A 20,207-nucleotide genomic window follows, 5' to 3' on the forward strand; every position below is an offset into this window, starting at 1 on the left:
CGTGTCGCGCAACTGTAACTGGCAAATCGTCGCAAGGAAAGCACCTCTGGTGCCGTGAAAGGGGCCTGACAAGGCGTCTGGCCTCAGAAATGCGTGAGGGCGCGAAACCTTGCCGGTGCGCGCCCTGTGTGGCGGAGGTTTCCGCCCATGTGTCAGCCGGTGCGCTTACCGGTGTTCTGTGGCGCTAACCGGCCAGCCGCTCCTGCGGGACCTGCTGTGCCACAGGCGCGTCCAGAATGAACTTGCTGCTTTCTCTGGCCAGAGCCTCGGCCATATTCTGCAAGACGCGGGTGGTGGCCGACGCTTCCTCGAACATTGCGGCGTTCTGCTGGGTGACCTGATCGAGCTGGTTCACGGCCGTCTGGATCTCGTTCAGGCCGATCGATTGCTCGGCTGCCGAATTGGCGATATCGCGCACGGCCTGATCCAGCAACATGACCGCATCCTGAATTTCCTGCAAGGACACGCCCGACTGGTTGACGAGCGACACGCCCGAGGTCACCTGTTTCTCGGAGGTCGAGATCAGCTCGGCGATTTCCTGTGCCGCCCCCGATGACCGCTGGGCAAGCGCGCGGACCTCCGAGGCCACCACCGCAAAGCCGCGCCCTGTCTCGCCCGCCCGTGCCGCCTCGACACCGGCGTTCAGTGCCAGAAGATTGGTCTGGAAGGCGATGTCGTCAATCACCGAGGTGATGCGCGAAATGGCCTGACTGCTTTGGGCAATCGCATTCATCGCGACGATCGTATCCTGCACGATCTGCCGCCCGTTCTCGGCCCTTATACGCGCACTGCCCACCGACTTCTCGGCCTGACGCGCCCCATCGGCCGAACTTTTGACCGACGCCGCAAGCTGGTTGATGGCCGCCGCCGATTCCTCCAGCGAGGCCGCCTGTGCCTCGGTGCGCTGGCCCAGCTTGTCGCCGGCCTGAGTAAGGCTCAATGTCTCGACATTCAGCGTCATCGCGCTTTCGACGATGCTGCTGATCAGGGACGAAATCTGCTCGAGCGAGTTGTTCATATCGTCACGCAGCTTTTCCAGCTCTGGCGGCACCTCGACATGCAGCCGCTGGCTCAGATCGCCGCGGTTCATTGCCTCGGCGATACGCTGGAAATCGGCAATCGCGTTTTTGCGCAGGGTCACGTCCGTGGCGAATTTGACCACTTTGACAACCTTGCCCTCGTCATCGAAAATCGGGTTATAGGTGGCTTGAATCCAGATTTCCTTGCCCGATTTGCAGATCCGGCGATATTCCGCGCGCTGGAACTTGCCTGCCCCCAGATCCTGCCAGAACTGCGCATAGGCGGGGCTGGTCCGTTCCGCCTCGGCCACGAAAATCCGGTGATGCTGGCCCGTGATCTCGTCAAGCCGGTAGCCCAGAGCCTCTAGGAACAGGTCATTGGCGCGCAGCACCTTGCCCTCGGGGGTGAATTCGATCACCGCCTGAGACCGGCCCAAAGCCGCGATCTGCCCCTCGGCATCCGTCGTGCGGGCCTTGTCGGCGGTAATATCCGTGGCGATCTTGACCACGCGCAGCACCCTGCCGCGATGATCGGTGACCGGATTGTAGCTGGCATTCAGCCAGATATCGCGCCCCGATTTGGTGCGGCGTTTGAACTCGCCCGACTGGAACTTGCCCGCCCGCAGCTCTTCCCAGAACTGCATATAGGCCGGACTGTCCGCCTTACCCACCGGCATGAAGCTTGCATGATGCAGGCCCACCAGCTCGGGGGCCGTATAGCCCATCGCCTTGCAGAAGGCGGCATTGGCAAAAATCACCTCGCCCTCGGGGGTGAATTCGATCACCGCATTCGACTTGTCCAGCGCATCCAGCTTGCCCGTCATCGCCAAGCGGGCCATTTCCTGCTTGGTGACATCGCTGGCCGTTTCGATGATACCGCTGACACGGCCTTCAGGGCCATAGAACGGCGTATAGCTGGCGCTGATATAAACGCACCCGCCCTCGCGTGTCTTGCGTGCGAAGACCTGCGTCTGCGCTTTGCCATTGCGCAGCGCCTCCCAGAAGGCAGAATATTCAGGCAGGTCTGCCTGTCCGTCGGGCATGAAAATACGATGATGCTGGCCGATCAGCGCCTCGGGCGTATAGCCCATCAGATCGCAGAAAATCTGGTTGGCCTGACGGATCGTGCCGTCGGGGGCAAAGCAGATGACCGCTTGCGACTGCAGGACAGCCCATTCGATGGGAAAGCTGTCAGAGGGTGCGGCGGCGCGGCGTTTTTTGAAGGTTAACACGGGAGGTGCTCCGTAATCATTACGGAACCCAAACTAGGCTGAATTACTTAATAATCTGCTTCGTAAGATAAGCATGTGATTGATATACATAGGAAATATAGACAGGATTTACGATCTTAACATGCAGAAAAATTGCAGGTTTACCTAGAGGAAATGGCTAAGTCCCTTATTTCTAAAACAGAATTCGGGATCTACTGCGCGGCGGGCGATTTCTATATCGACCCGCACCGTCCGGTGCCGCGTGCGGTGATCACTCACGGCCATGCCGATCATGCGCGAGCGGGCCATGGGGCGGTTCTCGCTACAGGTGAAACGCTTGATATCATGAGGATTCGCTATGGCGAAACCTTCGCGGGGGCGACGCAGAAGCTGACAGATCCGATTCGCCTTGGCGGGGTGGATCTGCGGCTTGTGCCGGCCGGTCATGTGCTGGGCTCGGCGCAGGTGGTGATCGAGAAAGGCGGGCGGCGCGAGGTGGTGTCGGGGGATTATTCCCGCGTGGCCAATCCGGCCTGTGCGCCCTTCGAGCCTGTGCCCTGCGACCTCTTCGTGACCGAGGCCACCTTTGCCCTGCCGGTCTTCCGTCACCCCGACCCGCTGAACGAGATCAACCGGCTTCTGGCCTCGGTGCGCCGGTTTTCCGAACGGGCCCATATCGTCGGGGCCTATGCATTGGGCAAGGCGCAGCGGGTCATCATGTTGCTGCGGCAGGCAGGCTATAGCGAGCCGGTCTATATCCATGGCGCGCTTCAGGCGCTTTGTGACTACCATCTGTCACAAGGTATTGCCTTGGGGGATCTGCGCCCCGCGACAATGGAGACCGCGCAGGCGCGGGCGCTGCACGGGGCGATCATCATCGCGCCGCCCTCGGCCTTCGGCTCGGCCTGGGTGCAGCGTTTTGCCGATCCGGTGATCGCTTTTGCCAGTGGCTGGATGCAGATCCGCGCCCATGCGCGCAGGCGGGGGGTGGAATTGCCGCTGGTCATCTCCGATCATGTCGACTGGCCCGATGTGACCCGCACCATCCGGCAGGTCGACCCGCAGGAACTCTGGATCACGCATGGGCGCGAGGAGGCGCTGATGCGGTGGGCGGTGCTGGAGGGGCGGCATGCGCGCCCGCTGCATCTGCTGGGCTATGACGAGGAACCCGAGTGATGCGCGCCTTTGCCGAGCTTCTGGAACGTCTGGCCTTTACCGGTGGCCGCAATGCGAAACTGGCCTATCTGGCCGCATATTTCCATGCCACGCCGGACCCCGATCGGGGCTATGCGCTGGCCGCACTGACCGGTGATCTGTCTTTGGGCCGTGTGCAGCCCGCGCTTTTGCGCGAGATGGTGGCGGAGCGCGTGGATGTCGAGCTGTTTGCGCTGTCTTACGATTTTGTCGGGGATCTGGCCGAGACAATCGCCCTGATCTGGCCCGACCCTGCCACTTGCGAGGATCTGTCTCTGGCCGAGGTGGTCGGCACGTTGACACCGCTGTCCAGGCCCCAGGCCGCGCGGCAGATCGCGCAATGGCTGGACCATCTGGCCGCCCCCGCACGGCTGGCCCTGCTGAAACTGGCCACGGGCGGGCTGCGCGTTGGCGTTTCGGCACGGCTGGCGCGGCTGGCACTGGCGCAGATGGGCGCGCAGGACGGTGGGCCATCTGTCGAGGAGATCGAGGAACTCTGGCATGGGCTGACCCCGCCCTATACCGCGCTGTTTGGCTGGATCGAGGGTGGGCCGCGTCCCGCCCATGCCGCGCTTGCGCCGTTCCGTCCGGTGATGCTGTCGACGCCCGTCACCGAGGAGGAACTGTCGAAATTCGCGCCCGAAGACTATTTGGCCGAATGGAAATGGGACGGGATCCGCGTGCAGGCCGTGTCCGAAGGCGGCACCCGCAGGCTGTATTCGCGCACGGGCGACGATATTTCGGGCAGCTTTCCCGATCTGGTCGGGGCGATGGCTTTCGAGGGCGCACTGGATGGCGAGCTGCTGATCCGGCGCGGCGATCAGGTGGCCCCCTTTGCCGATCTCCAGAAACGTCTGGGGCGTAAGACACCCGGCCAGAAGATGATGGCCGAGGCCCCCGCCGCGCTGCGTGCCTATGACATCCTGACATGGCAGGGCGAAGACCTGCGACCGCTTCCCTTCACCGCCCGTCGCGCACGGCTGGAGCAGGCCGTGGCAGGGCTTGGTCCGCGGCTGGATGTGTCGCCGCTTGTGCCTTTCGCGGACTGGCAGGCGCTGGCGGCATTGCGGGCCAACCCGCCCGAGGCGGTGATCGAGGGGGTCATGCTCAAGCGTCCGGACAGCGCCTATCTGGCCGGCCGCCCGCGCGGGCCGTGGTTCAAATGGAAGCGCGAGGCGCGGCTGGTGGATGCGGTGCTGCTTTACGCACAGCGCGGGCATGGCAAGCGGTCGGGGTTCTACTCGGATTTCACCTTCGCGCTTTGGGATGGCGAGGCACCGGAGGCGCCGCTGGTGCCTGTCGGCAAAGCCTATTCCGGCTTCACCGATGAAGACCTGCGCCGTCTCGACCGTTTCGTGCGCACCCATACGCGTGAACGCTTCGGCCCCGTGCGCTCGCTTGTGCCGGAGCTGGTGGTCGAGGTGGCCTTCGAGGGGCTCAACCGCTCTGCGCGCCATAAATCCGGTGTGGCGATGCGGTTTCCGCGCATCAACCGCATCCGCTGGGACAAGCCCGCCCATGAGGCCGACCGCCTGCAATCGCTGCTGGATCAACTGCCCTGATGCCGATACCCTTCGGTCCGGTAGCAAAGGGGGGAGTGCAATGTCCGAGAAAACCAGTGCCCTGCGTATGGCGCGCTATAACAGCTGGCAGAACAACGCGATGATTTCGGCGGCCAACCAGTTGCCCATGCGCGAAAGACAGCGCGATTTCGGCACTTTCTTCAAATCGATCGAGGCGACATTCTCGCATCTCTATTGGGCCGACCAGACATGGCTGGCGCGCTTCGGGGTGGGGGCGCCCTTGGGGCTGGGCCTTCCCGAAAGCACCGGCCTGATCCACGATTGGGACCTCTTCCAGAGCGACCGTCAGGCACTTGACCAGCAGATTTTCGACTGGGTCGAGGGGCTGGACGAGACGTGGTTCTCTGGCACGCTGTCATGGTATTCCGGCGCATTGGGGCGCGATATGGTCAGACCGCATGCGCAGGTGCTGGCGCATATCTTCAACCATCAGACCCATCACCGTGGCCAGATCCATGCCATGTTGTCGATGGCAGGTGTCAATTCGGGCGTGACCGATCTGGCCTTCATGCCGGAGTAGGGCCTGTAGATAGAACGCGCCAAAGGGGCGCGCGTTAGGGCTGGCCTTCTGTCCGCTCGGCATCTGGCGCGGGGTCGGGATCGGGCAGATGGGCGGTGGTGTCGGGCGCCGCCGCCGCAGGCACCTCATCCGCAGGTTCGGTATCCGCAGGCAGCGCAGGGATCGGCACCCGCAGGATCTTGCGCCCCATCGCATAGGCAATGCCGCCGCCGGTCAGGCGGGCCAGTTCGGGATGGTCCATCTCCAACCCGCCGGTAAAGGTGCCGAAAGCGGGCAGGACCATGTGGGTTTCGCCCACCAGAAGTGCACGGGCGGCACGCCCCGCGATACGGGTCTTGGGGTGGAAATGCCCCGAGATATCCGGCCCCCGTCCGGCCTTGTGCCGGAAGGTCAGGTTGCCGAAGCGCAGCTCGGGCATGATATCTCCGGGCAGGTCATGCTGGCCCGGATCATGGTTGCCGGTGATCCAGATCCAGTCAGAGACCTTGGCAATCGCCGCCAGCCGCGCCTTGACCGAACGCGCCAGAGACCGCCCCGCCTCATCATCGTCAAACGCATCCCCCAGCGAGACCACGCAGGCGGGCTTGGTGAAAAACAGCGTGGCATCAAGGCGGGCCAGAGTGTCGAGATCCCCGAAAGGGGGCAGCAGCGCGCCGCCCCGCCGCGCCACGCGCTCGGCCTTGCCGAAATGCAGATCCCCCAAAATCAGGGTGCGCCGTTCGGGCCAGTAAAGCGCCCCTGTGGACAGCACCATGAAACTATGGCCCGCAAAGCGCACAGGCGCCGTGACCAGCTTCTCGTCGAAATCGGGGAGTATGCTCGACATCCCGTCCGTCATGTCAGACCTGCCTCTTTCATCAACCGCTCGGCTTCCTGTTCCATCAGACGCATTTCGCCCGAACCGCCACGGATCGCAACCCGTCCGGCCTCCAGCAGAAGTGGCGCGGCCAAGGGGGACACATGCGCCAGCGGGTGATAGACGATCCGCTCATGGGCCTGCAACATGTCCTCGATCCGGCCAAAATCCACAAGCCCCCGCTGCGCTTCGTCTTGGGTCATCCTTAACATGAGATGCTGCGGGTCGTGCCGACGCAGGGTGTCATACAGGATATCCGAGCTGAAAACCGCCTGTTTGCCAGAGCGCCGTCCGCCGGGCAGGGTGCGCTGGATCAGGCCCGCAATGGTGGCCACCGTGCGGAAGGCGCGCTTCATCACCGCATTCTGCCCCAGCCAGTCGGCAAAGCCCATGCGCAGTCCCGCAGGCTCCAGCAGGCTGGCGGGATGGTGCACCGGATCGACCGACCAGATCAGAACCGCATAATCGGTGGCGGTAAAGCCCAAAGGCCCCAGACCCAGATCCTCCATCCGTTTGGTGACAAGAAGGCCCAGTGTCTGATGGGCATTGCGCCCCGCAAAGCCGTAGATGCAGGTATAGTGGCGGTCCTTGCGGGGGAAGGTCTCGACCAGCAGGACGCGCGGCTGCGGCAGGCCGGAAAGGCGGCCCTGCCGGTCCAGCCAGTCGCGGCAATGGGGGGGCAGGGCCTGCCAGCGGGCAGGGTCCGCGATCAGCGCCTCGACGCGGTGGGAAAGCTGGGTCGAGGTGGCCAGCTTGGTGCCGGAATAGACCGCGATCTTCGGGTCGCGCCCGCGGGCGGGGCTGACCTCGACCACCAGATCATGCAGCCCCTCATAGCGCACCACCTGACCGCCAATCAGGAAGGTATCTCCGGGCGAGAGGGTGGCGGCAAAGGCTTCCTCGACCTCGCCTAAAGGCGCGCCGCCCCGCCGCGCTTTCATCCGCACCTTCAGGGTCTCGCTATCGACGATGGTGCCGATATTCATCCGCAGATCCCGCGCCGCACGGGGGTCGCGCAGCTGCCACACCCCCTGCCGCTGAATCAGGCGCTGCCAGCGGTCATAGGCCCGCAGCGCGTAACCGCCCGTGGCGCAGTAGTCCAGACAGGCGTCGAAATCCTCTTGCGAGAGACCGGTATAGGGGCCCGCCCGCTGGATTTCGGTATAAAGCGCCTCTGCCGAAAACGGGCCTGCGCAGGCGGTCAGCAGGATATGCTGGCACAGCACATCCAGAGGGCCGGGGCCGCGCGGGTCGCCATCCAGATCATGCGCGCGCACGGCCTCGAGGGCTGCGGCACATTCGATCTCCTCAAAGCGGTTGGCGGCGACGATACGCGCGCGCGAGGGCGTGTCATAGCGGTGATTGGCCCGCCCGATCCGTTGCACCAGACGTTTGACATTCTTGGGCGCACCCACCTGAATGACCAGATCGACATCGCCCCAATCCAGCCCCAGATCCAGCGAGCCGGTGCAGACCACAGCGCGCAGGCGGCCTGCCACCATCGCCGCCTCGACCTTCTGGCGGGCCTCACGCGCCAGCGAGCCGTGATGCAGCCCGATCGGCTCGTTGGTGTCATTGACCTCCCAGAGCGCCTGAAAGAATAGCTCGGCCTGCGCGCGGGTGTTCAGAAACACCAGCGTCAGGCGGGCCTCGCGAATGGCGGCCATCACATCGCGCACCGCATAGCGCCCGCCGCCGCCCGACCACGGTGGCGGATCGGTGGTGGCCAGCATGGCAATATCGGGGGGCGGTCCGGGATCGGCCTGCAGGATATGCGCCCCGCCCATAAAGCGGGCCAGCCCCTCGGGGTCTTCCACCGTGGCCGACAAGCCTGTGACGGTCAGTGCGGGCGAAAGGACGCGCAGCCGCGCCAGCCCCAGCATAAGCTGGTCCCCGCGGCGGCTTTCGGCCAAGGCGTGGATCTCGTCGAGGATCACCCGTTTCACACCGGCGAAAATTTTGGGGGCTTCGGGATAGGACAGCAGCAGCGCCAGCGATTCCGGTGTGGTCAACAGGATGTCGGGCGGGTCCACGCGCTGCCGCCTGCGGGTGGTGGCCTTGGTGTCGCCCGTGCGGTCCTCGATGCGGATCTGCAACCCCAATCCGGTCACAGGGGCGGTCAGCGCCCGCGCGATATCGGCACTCAGCGCCTTGAGCGGGGAGACATAAAGCGTATGAAGCCCGCCTTCGGTGCCCTTTAGCAGATCGGCAAGGCTGGGCAGAAAGCCCGCAAGAGTCTTGCCCCCGCCTGTGGGCGCGATCAGCAGCGTGTCGCCTGGCTGGCGCAACATTTCCAACTGGTGGGGATGGGGCACCCAGCCCTGATCTGTAAACCAGCGTTGCAGCTTGGGGGGCAGGGCCGGTTCTGGCGGAGGGGGGATCTGGGCTGTCATGCCTAGCAGATAGGGTGGTCCGGCGCCCGCGCAATAGGGCGCCGAAGGGTTCTGTCACCGCCCCGCCGTTACATGCACGGGAGGGGCGGAGGCAAGGGCAGGGTCAGTTCCGCAAAAAGCCCATCTTGGTCAGCACATCCGACAGATCCCCTGTGGTATAGGGCTTGCGCATCAGCTCGGCCTCGGGATAGGCGTCAATACCGGCTTCGTTCGCATCATAGCCGGAAGCCAGCACGATAGGGACCCCCTGCGCGGCGAGATGTTCGGCCACCGGCAACGAGGTTTCCTCGCCCAGATTGACATCCAGCACGGCAAGCTTCGGCACGAACCCGTCCTTCAGGATCGACAGCGCCTCGGCTACGGAGGCCGCCGTGCGCACCTCGTCCGCGCCCATGTCCTCCAGCATCCCTGCCAGATCCAGCGCAACGATCATCGTATCTTCCAGCACAAGAGCCGGACCACCAACCCAAGGTTCGCCACTGGCAGGAGAGGTTTCGTCTTGCATATTGATCTCTGGATTTCCATCAAACGGGTGATGAGTGATAACAATATTGGCCGGTAATGAGAAGCGCGCCTCGACGCCGGCCGAGTTGTAACGCACCTCGGCGGCACCTTTCAGCTCATGCGGGATGGTCTTCTCGATCACGGTCGAGCCGAAGCCGCGGCGCGTCGGTGCACGCACCACGGGTCCGCCCCGCTCGTGCCAGTCGATCGTCCATGTGCCATCGGGCTCTTCGGTAATGCCGATCTCGACCCGTCCGCTGGGCGCATGCAGGGCCCCGTATTTCACCGAATTGGTCACCAGTTCGTGGAAGACCAGCGCCAAGGGCGTGAACGCCTCTGCCGTGATGACGATATTCTGGCCCCTGAAATCCAGACGGCTCTTGTTGCCCAGCCCGAAGGCATTGGCCTCGACCTCGATCAGCTCGGCCAGCGGGATCGGCGCGAACTGGTCGCGGGTCAGCTGGTCATGGGCGCGCGCCAGCGCGTTGATGCGCCCGTCCAGTGCCACGGTGAATTCGCTCAATGTCTCGGCGCCGCTGCTGGACTGTTTCATGATCGAGCGGATGAGATTGAGGATATTGCGCACACGGTGGTTCAGCTCAGAAATCAGCAATGCCTGCCGTTCCTGCGCCTGTTTGCGCTCTTTCTCGGCCTGATCGGTCAGCTTGAGCACCACTTCCAGCAAGGTGCCGCGCAGAGCCTCGGCGGCCCGCAACTCGCCCGCCGCCCAAGGCGCACAGTGGCCATGCACCTCCTCGCGCCACGCCTCGAAAGATTTGCGCGGGCTCAGGCGGTCGCCATTGGGACCATGCTCGACCGGTTTCTCGGGGTTGCCCGCCCATGTCACCGATTTCGCGATCTCGCGGCGGAACAGCACCAGATAGTCGCGCGGACGGCGCGAGATCGGCAGCGCCAGCAGGCCGGCGCAGTCTTCCTGATAGGTCGCGGCCTCGGGAAAGCCTTTGGACAGATGGTCGGTCGCATAGACCCGCGATCCCGAAGCGGTGTTGAGATAGCGTGCAAGGCGGTAGAACTGTTCTTCGGTCGGGGTGGTGCCCTGTGTCAGCAGCTTGCCGTCACTGTAAAGCGCGATCCCGTCGAACTGGATCAGATCCTCGATCTGGCGGGCGATATCGCTGAAATTCTCGGCCCACTCGCTGGTGGCCGAAACCAGCGCCATGATCCGGTTATGGGTCTCTTGCGCGCGCAGGGCCGATTCATTTTCGATCATCGTCTCGGCGCGGGCCAGCTCGTAGGCGAAAAGCTGGCCGAAAAGTTCGACCGAGGTGCGCTTTTCGTAATCCATGATCAGCGGTTCGGGATGGTGGCAGGCAATCAGCCCCCACAATTCCCCCTGATTGAGGATGGACACCGACATCGAGGCTTGAACGCCCATATTGCGCAGATATTCCAGATGGATCGGCGAAACCGAGCGCGATACGGAAAGCGACAGGTCCAGTGGCTCCCCCATCGGGTTTTGCGCCGGTAAGATCTCGGAGCCCGCATCATCGACATTGCCGATCAGCCGCAGAAGCGAGCGTTTATAAAGGGCGCGCGCCTGTTTGGGGATGTCGGACCCCGGAAAGCGCAGCCCCAGATAGCCGCTCATGCCGGGGGCAAGCGCCTCGGCGATCACCTTGCCGGAGCCATCGGGCGAGAACTGGTAGACCATCACCCGCGCAAACCCCGTCAGGCGACGCAGGCTTTCGGCGGCAGAACTCGCCATCTGCGGCACATCGCGCATCGTCGACAGCTTCTGGATCAGCGGCTGCACTACGGCCAGATCACTGGCATGGTTGTGGCTTTTCTTGATTTCGAATTCCAGAATGAACCCATGCTTATAGGCATGGGCCGCTACGTCAAAAAGCACACCGCGCCGCCCGATTTCCAAGCCGAAAAGACGCACCGTTTGCTGGTCGAGGCTGAGCCGCGTCAGATGGGCACGGATCAGTTGCTTGGTCTGCACCGGCAGCAGATCGGCCAGCGGCAGCCCCAGCAGGTCTTCGGCAGCAAGGCCCAGCATGCGCGCGGCATTGGCCGAATGATGCTGCACGATCCAGTCATGGCTCAGCGCAATCAGGCAGGCCCAGCTTTGGACGCGCCCGAGCTGGTGGATCGGTTCGCGGTCGCAATTTGTAAGATCCGTTTGGGTCAAGGCGGAATAGTCCGGCATCTGGGTCATAAAGGTGCTTTCTCTGCCCGATGGGGATGCATCGGTGCAGCAGGGGACGAGAGATGCTGAGACAGGGCAAGGGCGAACCATTCGAAGCACTGTTCGGCATCTGCGATAATACTCTCGGTTTGAGGATTTTCTACCGAAATTTGAGATGTTTGATGAACGTAGTTTTGCCAAAGACGGGGGTCGAAAACATGCTCCAGATACTGGCTTGGCACCGCGTCGCGGCCCTGTTGCACAAGGGCCTCGCGACGGCGGCGGGCCAGCACCTGTGTGCCCAGCCGCGACCCGAATAGCACATAGTCTCGGGCCAGCGGATGCAGGCGCAGCGGGGCCGTGTTCTGGCTTTGAGGCGCGTCGCCACAAAGGGCATGACCCGTGAAAGGCGCGAGATCGGCCTCCAGCGCCGCCAGCAGCCTGCGGATCAGCGCCGAGCCCGCCATTTGCTCCGGTGCAGGATCCGTATCAATTGCGGCCTGCATCCGGCCCAGAGCCTGACGATGCGCGCGCAGGAAGACTGCATAATCGGCATCGATCCCGAGATCGAGCGCCGAGAACGCGCGGTCCAAGGCATCATGGGCAGGTGTCAGACGCTGCCGCAGGGCATCGCGCAGGGTTTGTGCACCGGAACTGGCCGTCTCTGGCGCGGCGGGGGAATGGGTCAATGGCAACATGCTTTCGCAGTAAGAGTGAACTTGTTACGCGCGGGTATAGCGAAACTTATAAAGAATGAGAGGGCACAAATTATGCGCCTCGTCCCCCTTGGCACAGGTGCCGCATCCCAACTATGTCAAAAGACATAACTCAAAGATTTTTCCCTCGTTTTTCGTGGCCTATCGGCTGAAGATTTCGGTTCATGCATACCAATCGGGCTAACCTGTCATGGTCGTGAAAGTTCCCTCGGTGCAAAAATAAAGTTCTCGCGCGACCAAGGTTGTCTTGGCGCTGGCTTGCGCCATTTGTGGGGAGAATATCACAGGCCCGCCCGCACAGGTTTCGCGTAGGTTTCGGGCGGTTGCGGAGGGTCTGCCCATGATGCGTTATCACTGCCCGTCCTGTCGCGCCGAAGTCTATTTCGGCAATGACACCTGTCTGTCCTGCGGGACGGAACTCGTGTTCGAGCCCGGACGCGGCTTTCTGGATTTGCGGGCGGAAGGCCTGCCGGCTTGTGAAAACCGTGCGCGTATCGGTTGTAACTGGGTGGCCGATGCGCAGGAGGGCGCGCAGGGAGGGCTGTGCCTGTCCTGTCGGCATACGACGGTGATCCCCGATCTTTCAGTGGAGGGCAATCTGCAGCGCTGGGCCGAGTTCGAAGCGGCCAAGCGCAATCTGATGCGGATGGCTGTCCTGCTGGATCTGCCCCTGACCGACAGCGCGGGGCCGCGCCCGCGTTTTCTGTTCAAAGCGCCGGATGCGGGCGAAGCGGTGGTGATGGGGCATGCCGATGGCGATATCACGCTCAATATCGCCGAGGCCGATGATGAGTATCGCGCCGCGACCCGTGCGGAAATGGGCGAGCCCTATCGTACCCTGATCGGGCATTTGCGCCACGAATCGGGGCATGCGTTCTGGGAGGTGCTGGTGAAGCCCTTTCCCGACCGTCTGGCGGCGTGCCGTGCGTTGTTCGGTGATGAGCGCGAAGATTACGGGCAGGCGCTGGAGCGCCATTACGCGCAGCCCGCGCCCGCAGGGTGGGAGCAGGCCTTCGTATCCGAATATGCCACCGCCCATCCCTATGAGGATTTCGCCGAAAGCTGGGCAAACCTGCTGCATATCCTCGACGGGCTGGAAACCGCGCTGTGTTACGGGCTGATGCCTGCAGGGCACGAACTGGCCGCGCCCGAGGCCCCGCGCGATATCCTGTTCTGGCTGCTGGGGATCGCGATGGAGGATCTGGTCTCGGCCTGGATCGCGCTGTCACTGGCGCTGAACGCGCTGAATGACAGTCTGGGCCATCCCAGCTTCTATCCCTTCATCCTCACCCCGAAGGTCTCTGAAAAGCTGGATTGGGTGCGGCAGGTCATCCGGCAGGGATGTCTGGCGGATTAGGGGGCGGCGGATCAGGGGGGCGCAAGGAAGCCATACTGCTGCAACTCGGCTTTCGAGAGCAGATAGATCCGGTCGGGGGCGGTTCGCATGGCAGGCTCCATCACCGCAGGGTCGATGCCCATCCTGATCAGATAGGCCATCACCGCCGCTTGCCCGCGCTGCACAGATTCCACCGCCATGAAGGCGGGTAGGATGGCGCTGGTGCCGAAGCTGTGCTGATGCACGCCAAGCTTGCCATTGGGCGCAACCTGCCGCGTGCGGCCTCCGGCAAAGAGATAGGGGCAGGCGGACAGGCAGATCGCCCCGTCCTTGACCGAGGTCGCAATGCCGCTGTCGCGCAGAACCTCGCCGATCTCCAGCGCATCCGAGACCGAACCGCCTGTCGAATCCAGACTGACCATGCGGATGGTCTGCCCCGTTTCGGCGCGGCGGCGCAGTTCCTCGGTGATGCGGGCCGCATCGCCGACGGCGATCTGGCCGGTCAGGGTCAGATCCGCCCCTTCGCCGCCAAGCTCCAGCCGCTCGGGCATCGGGCCTTGCGGGGCGGGCACGCCCGGAGCGGTGCCGGGCCTGCGATCGGGCGTATAGGGGCGGGTCGAGGGGCCGGAGGGCAGGGGCGCGGTCAGCGGGTCCTTGCCGCCCCAGCTACCGATCAGGTCAATCCCCATCAGCGCCACGCCAATGGCCACCTGCGCGCCGATCAGCGCAACGATGACGCGCCGGATCTGGTTGGGCGGTTGGGATATGTCGCGCATCGCTGCTTACTCCACCGGACGGAGGGAGGCGGCAGGCGCGGGCGTTCCGTGCCGCATCTCGGACGGGGGGACCGTGGGGGGCGGCGTCAGGTCAGGCCCGATATTCAGATCCCGCGCAGCCGCCAGCGCCGCGCGCAGCTCGGCCACGGTCATATGTTCTTCGGGGGCATGGGCGCCCTGCGCCTGACGGATTGCCGACTGCACCACCATCAGGATGAAGACCAGAACGGCAGGCAGCAGGTCGATGGCGATCGCCCCCGCCCAGGACGGGACGAAATTGCCCGCATAGCGGATCACCGCATCGGCAGCCGAAAGCGCGGTATATTCGATTTCGGCGGGGTCGGGCAGGGCCTGCACCTCGGCGGCGGCGCTTTCCAGCGTGCTGGCGCGGTCGGCCAGAAGGGTCATGACCGAGGCAATCGTGCTTTCTTGCGAGCTGCGCCCCGCATCGGTGCTGGCATCAAGGTCGGGCAGCACCACCGAATCCCGCAGGTCTGCCGCCGCCCGCATCACCAAAGGCGCGACATTCAACTGGCGCAGCTCGGCAATAATCGCCGACAGCCGCACCGCCTCTTCGGAAAACCGCACCGAGCGGCCCTCGACCGCGCCCGGCTCGACCGAAAGCGCCCGCATCCGCGACAGGATCGCATTGCCATTGGCAAAGGCTTCCTCCACCGCCTTGTCCTGTGCGGCAATCTGCGCCTCAAGGCCCTGTAGCTCGTTGGATTTCTGGGTCAGGACGCGGAAGACCGCACCACGCCCTGCAAGCCCCGACAGATCGCCCGTGGCTTCCTGCTGGGACAGCCCGTCGAATGTGTCGCGCACGCGGGCCACATCGCGGGCCAGCGCTTGACCGGCAATGGTCTTGGCATGGGTGCGTTCCAGCGCGGTCTGATACTCCTGTACGGTATGGGCCAGATGCTGTTCTACGGCCGCAGCCCCCGCCAGCGCTGCGGCATTCAGCCAGCTCGACATGGCGACAATCGCCAGCGATCCCAGCGCCATGCTCAGTAGCAAGCCCAGCCGCGAGGCCGCCGTGCGCATCGCGGGCAAAAGCCGCATCATATAGGACCAGAACACGAAGATCCCCACCGAGACCGCCAGCGAATAGCTGAGCGCGGCAAAGGTGGTCCATGCCCCGCTATCATCCAAGAGCGAGCGCACGCCCAGATAGGTATAGATCCCCGACGCCGCCGCCAGCACGCCAAGCGCCGCGCCGGTAAAACTGTCGAGCCAGCGCAGGTGGCGCGACAGCTCGTGGGCGTAACGATGGGCCTCGCTTTCGGGGGGGATGGAGGTCTGCGAAACGGGCGGAAGAGGCGTATCGGCCAAGGGCGGCTCCTTTAAAGGGGCAGGGCTGGGAAGAACGTCTGGTGGTGGGGGCGGTGCATCATCGGCACGGCCCCGTTATAAATCGCGATGGGAGGCGCGTATTTCAAGGGCGCGCGCCTGCCAGCCCCCGCCTCAGTAAAGGGGGAAGACGGGCCGCCGGATTTCGCGCCGTTGGGGCTTTCGCGGCTTTGGGGCCGTTTTGCCCCTTTGCTTTTGCCGCGCGCCCCATATCTTGAGAGCCAGCAAAGGAGATATCCATGAGCACCGAAAAGACCTATGCCAAGTCGCGCGACGCGATCGAACGCCTGACGCCCGAGCAGTTCCGCGTGACCCAGCAATCGGGCACCGAACGCCCCGGCACGGGCGCGTATCTGCACGAGAAGCGCCGCGGCCTCTATGTGGATGTGGTCTCGGGCGAGCCGCTTTTCGCATCCTCGTCCAAGTATGAATCGGGGTGCGGCTGGCCCAGCTTTACCCGCCCGCTCCTTGCTGACCACATCACCGAGATCCATGATACCAGCCACGGCATGATCCGCACCGAGGTCCGCTCGACCTATGGGGACAGCCATCTGGGCCATGTCTTTCCCGACGGCCCGCGCGAGCAGGGGGGCTTGCGCTATTGCATCAACTCGGCCTCGCTGCGGTTTGTCCCGCTCGAGGAGATGGAGGCCGAAGGCTATGGCGATCTGATTGCCCGCATCGACTGACAGCAAGGGGGGGCGGAGCGCTGGCGCGCCGCCCCCCTTTGTGGCCCGTTTTGTGGCCCGTTTCGTTGCCTGCCTGTCCCGCGCGGTGTCTCCGGTTCTGTTCCGGTTTGGCTCGGGGGCAGAAAAATATGTGAATCTGCGCACAAAAGGTCCTGCCTCGGGGCCTTTTGAATGGCGGGGCGCTGTGGCAGGCTCGCCCCCGATAGGCCCGACTGATGCGCGCGTCCCGCCGGACAGGGCGCGTCTTTGTGGCTTATGTCCATCCCGCGCGTCGGACCCGCAGTTGACCCCGCACTCTGAGAGGAATGAGTATATGCGTAAAGTAAAGCTTGGCCGGACCGATATCGAGGTGAGCGAGATCTGCCTCGGGTCGATGACATGGGGCTCGCAGGACAGCGAGGAAAACGGTCATGCCCAGCTCGATTATGCTTTGGAGCGCGGCGTGGATTTCATTGACACCGCCGAGATGTATCCGGTCAATCCTGTGTCGAAGGACACGGTGGGCCGCACCGAAGAGATCATCGGGAACTGGCTGGCCCGAACCGGCAAGCGGCAGGATGTCATTCTGGCGACCAAGATCACCGGCGAGGGCGGTGCCGCGCGCGAGGGGGCGGCGATCACCGGGCCGGCCATCCGCGCCTGTGTCGAGGACAGCCTGCGCCGCCTGCAAAGCGATTATATCGACCTCTACCAGTTCCACTGGCCCAATCGCGGCAGCTACCATTTCCGCAAGACATGGAGCTTTGCACCCGACCGGCAGCCCGCGAAATCGGAGATCCGCGCCAATATGGTCGAGTGTCTCGAAACGCTAGGGGCGTTGGTCAGGGAGGGCAAGCTGCGTGCGTTCGGTCTGTCCAATGAAAGCGCATGGGGCACGGCGCAGTTTCTGGAACTGGCCGAGGCGGGGCACGGCCCGCGCGTGGCCTCGATCCAGAACGAATATTCGCTGATGTGCCGCTATTACGATCTCGATCTGGCCGAACTGGGCGTGCAGGAGGATGTCACGCTTCTGGCCTATTCGCCGCTCGCCGCCGGTATTCTGTCGGGGCAGTATTCGGGCGGGGCTGTGCCTGCGGGGTCGCGGATGGCGGCCAATGGCAATCTGGGCGGACGGGCCAATCCGCGCGCCTTCGAGATTGCCGATCTGTATGTGAGGATTGCCCGCGATCACGGGCTGGACCCGATCACGATGGCCATCGCCTTCACGCTGGATCGCCCCTTCCCCTGCCTGCCGATCATTGGCGGGCGCTCGGTGGCGCAGATCGGGGCGTCGATCGATGCGGCGGGGCTGGTGCTGTCGGCTGACGTCAAAGAGGCGATCGCCAAGGTGCATCATGATCACCCGATGCCCTTTTAAGGTCATCCTGCTGGGGGCTGCGCTGATGGGCGTGGCTTCCTGTCGGCCCGGTTTCCTCCCATTCGGCACGCCCGGGGCGGCACAGACCCTGCCGCCCGTGGGCAAGGCGCGCGACAGCCTGTTGCAGCAGTCCTGCACAAAGCGCGGGGGCACGTGGAATCAGCGGGCGGATGGTGCAATCTGCGTGACGCGGCCGAAAGATGCAGGTAAGTCCTGTCGCAAGGCGTCCGATTGCGAGGGTGAATGTCTTGCCCGGTCGAACACCTGTGCGCCGGTGCGCCCCTTGATGGGCTGCAACGACATCCGCACCGAAAACGGTATGAGTGTGACCCAATGCCTTGGCTGAGCCGGAACCTGGCCCTTGCAACCGCGATTGCTGCTGTGACTTTGGCCAGCTGTGGCCGCGCACCGCAGCAAAAGCTGGTGCGTGATCCGAAATCGGGGATTTCCTCTGCGGCACTTTTCGACCCCGAACGCTTTGCCGGCGAGTGGCTGGTGGTGGCCTCCAGCACGCCGCGCTGCGCGGGGAGCAAGCAGAACTGGGCCCTCTCCGGCAAGACCGGCTATCGCCTCTCGGGCACCGATTGCAGCGATGGCACGGCACCGCGCATGCTTGGCGGGACGGCGGTTGTAACCGGACCGGGCGGGCGGATCTCGACCTCGGACAGCTTTGGCCGCGAACCGGTCTGGGTGCTATGGGTCGATCAGGATTACCGCATCGTCGCATTGGGCACTCCGTCGGGCCGCTGGGGCCAGATCATGGTGCGCCCCTCGGTCGGGCCGCGCTCGGACCTGTTGACGGCGGCGCGCGAAGTCATGGCCTTTAACGGCTACTATCTGAACCTTATTACCAACTGATCCCGCCTGCGGGATCGTCACCATTGATCCTGCGCGAGCTTCTCGCGCGGGACGGAAAGCGTTGTATAATGTGGATTCTCCTGACCCTTTGCGCCGCAGCCCTGCAGACAGGGCGTTTCGTGCTGCAAAAGAAGCTGGCCGGGTCGGGTCTGTCGGCCGCAGGGGCCACGTTCTCGCGCTTTGTGTTCGGGGCACCGCTGGCGATTGCGGGCGCATTGATCTTGCTGCCCGAGATGGGCCGTCCTGCGGATCTGTTCGGCCAGATGGGGGCGGGGTTCTGGGCCTATGTGGTGATCGGCGGCGCGGCGCAGGCCTCGGCGACGCTGCTTCTGGTGCGGTTGTTTGCCTTGCGTAATTTCGCGGTGGGGATTGCCTTTACCAAAACCGAAGTGGTGCAGGTCGCGCTGATGTCGCTTGTCTTTCTGGGGGACCGGATTGCCGTGCTGGGCTGGGTCGGGATCGTGCTGGGGCTGGTGGGGGTGTTGTGCCTTTCGCGCCCGCCCGAAGGGGGCATCGCGGGCAGAGCGGCGGTATACGGGATTGTGGCAGGCGGGCTGTTCGGGCTGTCGGCCATCGCCTATCGCGGGGCGACGCTGGAGCTCATGCCCTTGCCCTTCATGGGGCGTGCCTTTGTCACGCTGGCCTGTGTGACATCGGTGCAGACATTGGGGATGGGGCTGTGCCTGCGCCTGTTCCAACCCGGCGAACTGACGCGCGTGCTGCGGGCATGGTCGCGCACGATCTGGGTCGGTATTCTTGGCGCGGCAGGCTCTGCGGGCTGGTTCATGGCCTTCGCCCTCCAGAATGCCGCCTATGTGCGGGCATTGGGGCAGGTGGAGATGGTCTTTACCCTCTGCGCGTCGGTGCTGATTTTCCACGAGCGGCTGCACCGCCGCGAGGCGGTGGGCATCGCGCTGGTGCTGGCCTCGGTGATTGTGGTGGTGCTGGCCGCCGCCTAGCAGATCCGCGAAAAGACAGGACGCGGGCCGCGATTGTCAAAAAACGGGACCCCCTCAGCGGGGGCCATATCCTGCAGTCTATGGGCCGCAGCCAGCAAGGCACCCGCCTCGGCCAGCACCAGTTCGGTGACAAAGGGCAGATCCAGCGCGCGCGCCTCGTGCAGGGGAACCCATGTCAGATGGCGCAATTCCCCATCATTGGGCAGAGGGGCGTCGGGATTGGCAAGGTCGCGGGCATCGGCCATCAGGAAACGCGCATCGAATCGTCTGGGGCGCTGGCGCGGCGTGATGGCCCGGAAGATGAAGTGTAATCCGGCGCCCTGACGCAGCGTCAGTCCCGTTTCCTCCTGCAATTCGCGCAATCCGCAACTGATCAGCGCATCGGCCAGCGCCCCGAGTCGCCGATGGCAGCGCGGCGAGAGACCCGAATTCTGCGGGCTTGAGGTGTCCTGCGGGTCCAGCCCGCCGCCCGGAAATACGAATTTATTCGGCATGAACTGGGCCTTCGCCCCGCGCTGCCCCATCAGAACGGCCGGCCCCTGCGTGGTTTGGCGCCATAAAATAAGGCTGCAGGCATCGCGGATCGGTGGCGGGGTCTGGGGGGGGAGCGGCGCGGACATGGGGTCTCCGTTTTTCGTGATGCGGATGTGATCGGGGCTTAAGTTTGCTTCAGGCTCACTTCAGGGTCGGGCGACAAAAAGAACAGGTCGAAGGCGCACACGCCCCTTCGGAGG

General features: G+C 64.1%; 17 protein-coding genes. 9 read left to right on the top strand and 8 right to left on the bottom strand.

All coding sequences use genetic code 11. The features are described from left to right. Positions 1-184: 184 nt before the first annotated feature. Positions 185-2,251: a PAS domain S-box protein gene (locus WDB86_RS00180; protein WP_406736260.1), complete on the bottom strand. Its 2,067-nt coding sequence runs from the start codon at positions 2,249-2,251 to the stop codon at positions 185-187. A gap of 153 nt (positions 2,252-2,404) precedes the next feature. Here WDB86_RS00180 and WDB86_RS00185 point away from each other — a divergent pair, with 153 nt between their 5' ends. Genes WDB86_RS00185 through WDB86_RS00195 form a run of 3 tightly spaced genes read left to right on the top strand, consistent with a single transcriptional unit; the run spans position 2,405 to position 5,527 of the window. After that, entirely contained in the window at positions 2,405-3,406 is a 1,002-nt protein-coding gene (locus WDB86_RS00185; RefSeq protein ID WP_406736261.1) for a ligase-associated DNA damage response exonuclease, read from the top strand. After that, positions 3,406-4,986, top strand: coding sequence for a cisplatin damage response ATP-dependent DNA ligase (locus tag WDB86_RS00190; RefSeq protein WP_406736262.1), 1,581 nt, complete (start codon positions 3,406-3,408; stop codon positions 4,984-4,986). Before WDB86_RS00185 ends, WDB86_RS00190 begins: the two co-directional genes overlap by 1 nt. A 40-nt stretch (positions 4,987-5,026) precedes the next feature. Continuing rightward, on the top strand, positions 5,027-5,527 hold the full coding sequence (locus WDB86_RS00195; protein ID WP_339107763.1) for a DinB family protein: 501 nt from the start codon (positions 5,027-5,029) through the stop codon (positions 5,525-5,527). Positions 5,528-5,561: 34 nt separating this feature from the next. Here WDB86_RS00195 and pdeM read toward each other — a convergent pair whose 3' ends face one another. The 4 genes from pdeM to WDB86_RS00215 all read right to left on the bottom strand — a co-directional run bounded on the left by pdeM (position 5,562) and on the right by WDB86_RS00215 (position 12,121). After that, positions 5,562-6,353 (bottom strand): ligase-associated DNA damage response endonuclease PdeM, encoded by a 792-nt coding sequence (gene pdeM / locus WDB86_RS00200; protein WP_406736263.1) that lies wholly within the window; start codon positions 6,351-6,353, stop codon positions 5,562-5,564. 8 nt (positions 6,354-6,361) lie between these two features. Then, positions 6,362-8,776: a ligase-associated DNA damage response DEXH box helicase gene (locus WDB86_RS00205; RefSeq protein WP_406736264.1), complete on the bottom strand. Its 2,415-nt coding sequence runs from the start codon at positions 8,774-8,776 to the stop codon at positions 6,362-6,364. A 103-nt stretch (positions 8,777-8,879) separates the two neighbouring features. Continuing rightward, positions 8,880-11,462 (bottom strand): HWE histidine kinase domain-containing protein, encoded by a 2,583-nt coding sequence (locus WDB86_RS00210; protein ID WP_406736265.1) that lies wholly within the window; start codon positions 11,460-11,462, stop codon positions 8,880-8,882. Further along, on the bottom strand, positions 11,459-12,121 hold the full coding sequence (locus tag WDB86_RS00215) for a hypothetical protein (RefSeq protein ID WP_406736266.1): 663 nt from the start codon (positions 12,119-12,121) through the stop codon (positions 11,459-11,461). The genes WDB86_RS00210 and WDB86_RS00215 overlap by 4 nt, the downstream gene beginning before the upstream one ends. A 367-nt stretch (positions 12,122-12,488) precedes the next feature. On the opposite strand from WDB86_RS00215, the gene WDB86_RS00220 reads away from it, so the two are divergent. Next, positions 12,489-13,505 carry a putative zinc-binding metallopeptidase gene (locus tag WDB86_RS00220; protein ID WP_406736267.1) on the top strand — a complete coding sequence of 339 codons (1,017 nt, stop codon included), beginning with the start codon at positions 12,489-12,491 and terminating at the stop codon, positions 13,503-13,505. A gap of 11 nt (positions 13,506-13,516) precedes the next feature. Here the strand turns inward: WDB86_RS00220 and WDB86_RS00225 are convergent, their stop codons facing one another. Continuing rightward, the gene (locus tag WDB86_RS00225) at positions 13,517-14,260 is read right to left on the bottom strand and encodes a hypothetical protein (protein WP_406721032.1); all 744 of its coding nucleotides are present in this window, start codon (positions 14,258-14,260) and stop codon (positions 13,517-13,519) included. A 6-nt stretch (positions 14,261-14,266) separates the two neighbouring features. Continuing rightward, on the bottom strand, positions 14,267-15,592 hold the full coding sequence (locus WDB86_RS00230; protein ID WP_406736268.1) for a hypothetical protein: 1,326 nt from the start codon (positions 15,590-15,592) through the stop codon (positions 14,267-14,269). Positions 15,593-15,849: 257 nt separating this feature from the next. Here WDB86_RS00230 and msrB point away from each other — a divergent pair, with 257 nt between their 5' ends. The 5 genes from msrB to WDB86_RS00255 all read left to right on the top strand — a co-directional run bounded on the left by msrB (position 15,850) and on the right by WDB86_RS00255 (position 19,473). Then, positions 15,850-16,299, top strand: coding sequence for a peptide-methionine (R)-S-oxide reductase MsrB (gene msrB, locus WDB86_RS00235; RefSeq protein WP_339107756.1), 450 nt, complete (start codon positions 15,850-15,852; stop codon positions 16,297-16,299). A gap of 313 nt (positions 16,300-16,612) precedes the next feature. Continuing rightward, the gene (locus WDB86_RS00240) at positions 16,613-17,656 is read left to right on the top strand and encodes an aldo/keto reductase (protein ID WP_406721030.1); all 1,044 of its coding nucleotides are present in this window, start codon (positions 16,613-16,615) and stop codon (positions 17,654-17,656) included. Continuing rightward, positions 17,634-18,002 (top strand): hypothetical protein, encoded by a 369-nt coding sequence (locus WDB86_RS00245; RefSeq protein WP_339107754.1) that lies wholly within the window; start codon positions 17,634-17,636, stop codon positions 18,000-18,002. Before WDB86_RS00240 ends, WDB86_RS00245 begins: the two co-directional genes overlap by 23 nt. After that, positions 17,990-18,514: a lipocalin gene (locus WDB86_RS00250; protein WP_406736269.1), complete on the top strand. Its 525-nt coding sequence runs from the start codon at positions 17,990-17,992 to the stop codon at positions 18,512-18,514. The genes WDB86_RS00245 and WDB86_RS00250 overlap by 13 nt, the downstream gene beginning before the upstream one ends. Before the next feature lie 68 nt (positions 18,515-18,582). After that, positions 18,583-19,473: a DMT family transporter gene (locus tag WDB86_RS00255; RefSeq protein WP_406721028.1), complete on the top strand. Its 891-nt coding sequence runs from the start codon at positions 18,583-18,585 to the stop codon at positions 19,471-19,473. On the opposite strand, the gene WDB86_RS00260 is transcribed toward WDB86_RS00255, so the two are convergent. After that, positions 19,470-20,093 (bottom strand): NUDIX hydrolase, encoded by a 624-nt coding sequence (locus WDB86_RS00260; protein ID WP_339107751.1) that lies wholly within the window; start codon positions 20,091-20,093, stop codon positions 19,470-19,472. The two genes, WDB86_RS00255 and WDB86_RS00260, sit on opposite strands and share 4 nt — an antisense overlap. Between the last annotated feature and the right edge of the window lie 114 nt (positions 20,094-20,207).

It is taken from the genome of Thioclava sp. GXIMD4215, assembly GCF_045291555.1.
Taxonomy (GTDB): Bacteria; Pseudomonadota; Alphaproteobacteria; order Rhodobacterales; family Rhodobacteraceae; genus Thioclava; species Thioclava litoralis.